The organism is Streptomyces sp. NPDC002130, from assembly GCF_040296465.1.
In the GTDB taxonomy this organism is placed as follows: Bacteria; Actinomycetota; Actinomycetes; order Streptomycetales; family Streptomycetaceae; genus Streptomyces.
The window spans coordinates 1-3,866 of record NZ_JBEOXI010000446.1; the positions used below are offsets into that span (position 1 = coordinate 1).

4 protein-coding genes are annotated in these 3,866 nt (G+C 60.1%); 2 read left to right on the top strand and 2 right to left on the bottom strand.

All coding sequences use genetic code 11. From position 1 onward, the window contains the following. Nucleotides 1-383 precede the first annotated feature (383 nt). Both ABT116_RS40655 and ABT116_RS40660 read left to right on the top strand, forming a co-directional pair. The gene (locus ABT116_RS40655) at nt 384-644 is read left to right on the top strand and encodes a WhiB family transcriptional regulator (protein WP_003945293.1); all 261 of its coding nucleotides are present in this window, start codon (nt 384-386) and stop codon (nt 642-644) included. Nucleotides 645-974: 330 nt separating this feature from the next. Further along, nucleotides 975-1,124 (top strand): hypothetical protein, encoded by a 150-nt coding sequence (locus ABT116_RS40660; protein WP_003945287.1) that lies wholly within the window; start codon nt 975-977, stop codon nt 1,122-1,124. A 433-nt stretch (nt 1,125-1,557) separates the two neighbouring features. Here ABT116_RS40660 and ABT116_RS40665 read toward each other — a convergent pair whose 3' ends face one another. Both ABT116_RS40665 and ABT116_RS40670 read right to left on the bottom strand, forming a co-directional pair. Further along, a complete protein-coding gene (locus ABT116_RS40665) occupies nt 1,558-2,445 on the bottom strand; it encodes a VPGUxxT family thioredoxin-like (seleno)protein, type 2 (RefSeq protein ID WP_003945285.1) in 888 nt (295 codons plus the stop codon). A gap of 1,157 nt (nt 2,446-3,602) precedes the next feature. Then, nucleotides 3,603-3,866: DUF427 domain-containing protein (locus tag ABT116_RS40670; protein ID WP_351645124.1), on the bottom strand; the 264-nt coding region annotated here is incomplete at its 5' end.

Below are 3,866 nucleotides of genomic sequence, written 5' to 3' on the forward strand. Positions count from 1 at the left end.
TGGAGCTCTCCATCCGTGGAGTTTTGGCCGGCGCGGTGTGCATTTTTGAACAGCGCTGTTGCGAGTTGCGTCATGACTGGGCCAGGCGTGGAAGAAGTTGGAATTGGCACGTGTATCCCGTCGGTTGGTTGGGCCGCCGGACAAGGGTTGCCGGCGTCAGAGGATCGCATGTCTGTAGGCGAGCTTAGGAATCTACCGGTGGTTGTGCAGTCGCTAGAAGTGCCCAGAAATGCACTGATCGGGTAGAACTGCGCTTCGCTTCCACCGTGTGAAGTTTCGAAAAGGCAGGGTGGCCCCTCTGCTTCGGTTCAAGCAGTCCAGGTCCCTCGCTACCGTTCGCCCATCAATCCGAGAGGCCGATGTGTAGAGGAGTCGTGGTTTCGATGACCATCACCGAGATTCACCCAAGCGATACCGCTGGGAATGTCGATTGGCAGGAGCGGGCAGTGTGCCAACGCACTGATCCCGAAGCATTCTTTCCTGAACCGGGAGAAGCGGTCCGTCCGGCGAAGCGAGTCTGCGCAGGATGCGACGTTCGTGTCGACTGCTTGGCATTCGCATTGGCGAACGACGAGCGTTTCGGTGTCTGGGGTGGGTTGACCGCCTCGGAGCGGCGCCGTCGCTATTCGCGGGTGCAACAGTGACCACCCACGTGGACTTCACCCATACCTCGTACGCGGAGGCCGCGAGGTATGCCGATTCCATCAAACTCGCTCGGTACATCTGGGATCGAGGGATTTGCGGCACTGAGCTGCTCAGTCTCAGTGGGGCTACCCGCCGAGCGCTCGCCAAAGCGGCTGTTGTGAATCCGCCTTGTACCTCGAAAAGGTGGGCGACGGTGGCGGATCTTGTGGCCGAACAATCAGCGTGGGCGGACGCTCACCCGGATGATCCGGGTTCTGTTCCGCTGCACGCAGACGAGCATGAGGCGTGGATTTCGTGGATCCGTCCAGCAAGCGAAATCGGTACCTCGCGTGGGTGATCTTCTGTTCATGGCAGGTGCCTCGATGACATGCCTGTTGGGTGTTGCGGGCCTCACCGTTGCCCTTCGAGGGGCAAAGAATGCGACCGACGAAGACGAAGCGCTCGGGCCTGCAGCAGAGTTGATCCAGGAAATGCGATGAACGACTCGCAGCTCACGCTTTTCGACATCGAACTGCGCGAAGTTGTTGCCCTTCGCGAGTGGTCAGAGCGCATGATCCCGGCGATGTAGACCGCACCGTGGGATTGTTCCAACCGGCAACGCCGCGCCCCGGCACGGCAAACTGACGCCGCCGACGCGGCAGGAGCCGCGGCATTGGTCCTCGCCCGCGACGACCTCAGAGAACCGAAACCGAGGACGCCGACATCGAAGCCTCCACATTCTGTGTGCCACCGAACCGGAGCCGTCCGGGCCGCGCCAAGGTCGTCAACGCCCTAATCGTCACCGCCCCGATCGCACTGCGCGAGCAGCTCACCGGTCTGCACAAGAACCGCGTTCTTGTCGCCTGCAGGCTCTTCCCCCGATGCTTCCGTGTCCATCGCAACGCCTTACGAGGTCGCCGATAGCCGATAAGGTCACGGTCGGCGGTCCGGCATAGACTCATCCAGCGCCTGGAGCTGTCGCGGGCTCAAGTATGGTGACGGATCTCGAGCGTAAGCCACCTCGAGATTGATCTTTGTGCGCTGCGCTCTAGTCATCGGAACGGACCGCCATTGGGTCTTCGCGAGATAAAACTGTGGCTGGTCATCCAGCCGGAACGGCCGCTTATCCGTACGCCGGAACACCTCAGGCAGGGACAGGCGGTTGAGCTCCTCGGTGCTGGTCTGAGCGGGGTCGAAGTAGATTTCGACGACTTCCTCACCCCCAACCCACCCGGCGTCTGTTGAGATCACGCCGGGAAACTGAGCCAGACTGGTCTCGCCAGACCAGAAACAGGGAGTTTCATATCGCAGTTGCTCCGCGATTCCGGACTCGATGAGCAGATCGCCACGGAACAGCGTAAACCACTTTGGAACGGATATTCCCGCTTGCTCCAGTGTGCCGGTGATCTTGTCGTGCAGCGAAATCAGGTCGTAGCGATTGGTCAACTTGGGTACCAGACTTTCCCCGTCGGGGGATAGGAAGTGCACCACTGGGTTGTTCCACGCTGGCTCGTTGAATTGTCGGAGAATCTCGGCATCCGGACCAGCCCGGTTGTTGTAGATAGCAAGCGGAACGAAGTGCGACTCGATCATTTCGACCATGAGTGCCTGCGCCAGCACATGCTGCCCGAAGTTCACACAGGTAGGGCATCCGGGAATCTCCTGGAAAAGGAGGAACACCGGCAAGTTCCGTTCCCTCGCCTCGGTCAGGGCCGCACCGAAGTCACGGTGCCACCGCACATCGCCAAGCTCGGCATGCTCGAGATAGCTGTAATCGTTGCCGCCGTGCGCATCGGTCGTGAAACGGGGAACTGCTGTCATCGTCGCCGCCTTTGGTCTGTGGTTTCCCAAAGAGTAGAACGGAGGCAGTTCGCTGCGTATTCCAATGGCGCCGCGCGCCGGGCGACTCACTGGCGAACCCTGCTTCAACTGCTGCGCGCTGTGCGAACCTCGGCCGTGCGGCGTGGTTCGCGCACCACGATGGTGACTGCCTCGGCGCCGTCCAGCAGATCCAGCGCCCCGAACTAAGAGGCGTCCCGCGTTCATTGGACGCTATGATTCCTCGGCTTTTTCATCGCCCCGCAGATTAGCGGGTGACTCCGGCGTTTTCGATGCCACACCAATTCCCGCTGACGATAGGTTCCATCTCGCGGGTGCGGCCGGACCCGACGGCCCCCGGCCAGTACGGCAACCGTGATGCGAGGCAGTAGTTCAGTCACTCCGAGCCACGGACACCGAATCCACAAGTAGGAGAAATGCCATGCCCGTAACGGAAGCCCTGACAAGACGGGAACTGCATCGACGTAAGTTGCTCACCGCGCTTAACCACATCGATCGTTGTCCGCGCGGCTATTTCAACACCGCTTGCAACAATCACTTCCGAATTGCACCATCTTGCTCGTGGGGGCGGCCGTGTCGCCCCAGACGCGGTCCCCTCCGACACGGCACCGCCCGCCTGATCGTTCGCTCTGATGGTTTCGCCCGGTGCCCGGTACTCGGGACAGCGCCCCGAAACCACCTCCGCAAAGCATCCACGCAGTCGACACTGAGCAGACCGCAGCACTGATCTGGGCATCGATCTTGATGAACGCTTTCAATCGGCTGGATCCTCGAAGTCGGCGATGGCTCCGCCCTACCGAGGACACCTCACGGCTTATGCCGGCATTGCATCGATGATGACGGTGCGAGTATCAGGGTCGGCGGGGAACACCCCCGTCTGTTCCGACAAACGTAGGATCATACGCGCGATATTCCTCTCCGCGTTGCCGGCGTTGCACGCCCGGCTAGCCGTGCTTACTGCAACCGCAAACGAGTCAAAGGCAAGAAACAACGACGCAATGGTCTACCGATGCTGCTGAGGCGTCCTCCACGCGGTGCTCATTCACGGGGAGCTTACTGGACCTGCGCCACCGCGGCTGTTATACAGGAATTATAGGGACCGCCCGGTAAATCGACTCGATCGGCGAGAAATTCGAGAGCTACAATTCAACCTGAACAGGACGCCCGAATGCAACGTAATTCTTAATCGAAGCAGCTTCCTGGGATGGGTCAGGATAATACCAGGCAATATCTCGGAATACGGTTTCGGAAACTACTGCGGAGTAGTATCTCGCAGTTCCTTTCCAGTAGCAAACGGTTTCGGTGGCGGTGCCAGTTAGATGCTCGTGGTTGACCGATTCGTCTGGGAAGTAGTGGTTCCCCTCGATCACATCCGTGTTGGGAGACTCAGCGAGCACTGTGCC

Excerpts from the sequence above, each read along its gene's own strand:
- ABT116_RS40655 (WP_003945293.1), top strand. The coding sequence starts at position 384 with ATGACCATCACCGAGATTCACCCAAGCGATACCGCTGGGAATGTCGAT.
- ABT116_RS40665 (WP_003945285.1), bottom strand. The coding sequence starts at position 2,445 with ATGACAGCAGTTCCCCGTTTCACGACCGATGCGCACGGCGGCAACGAT.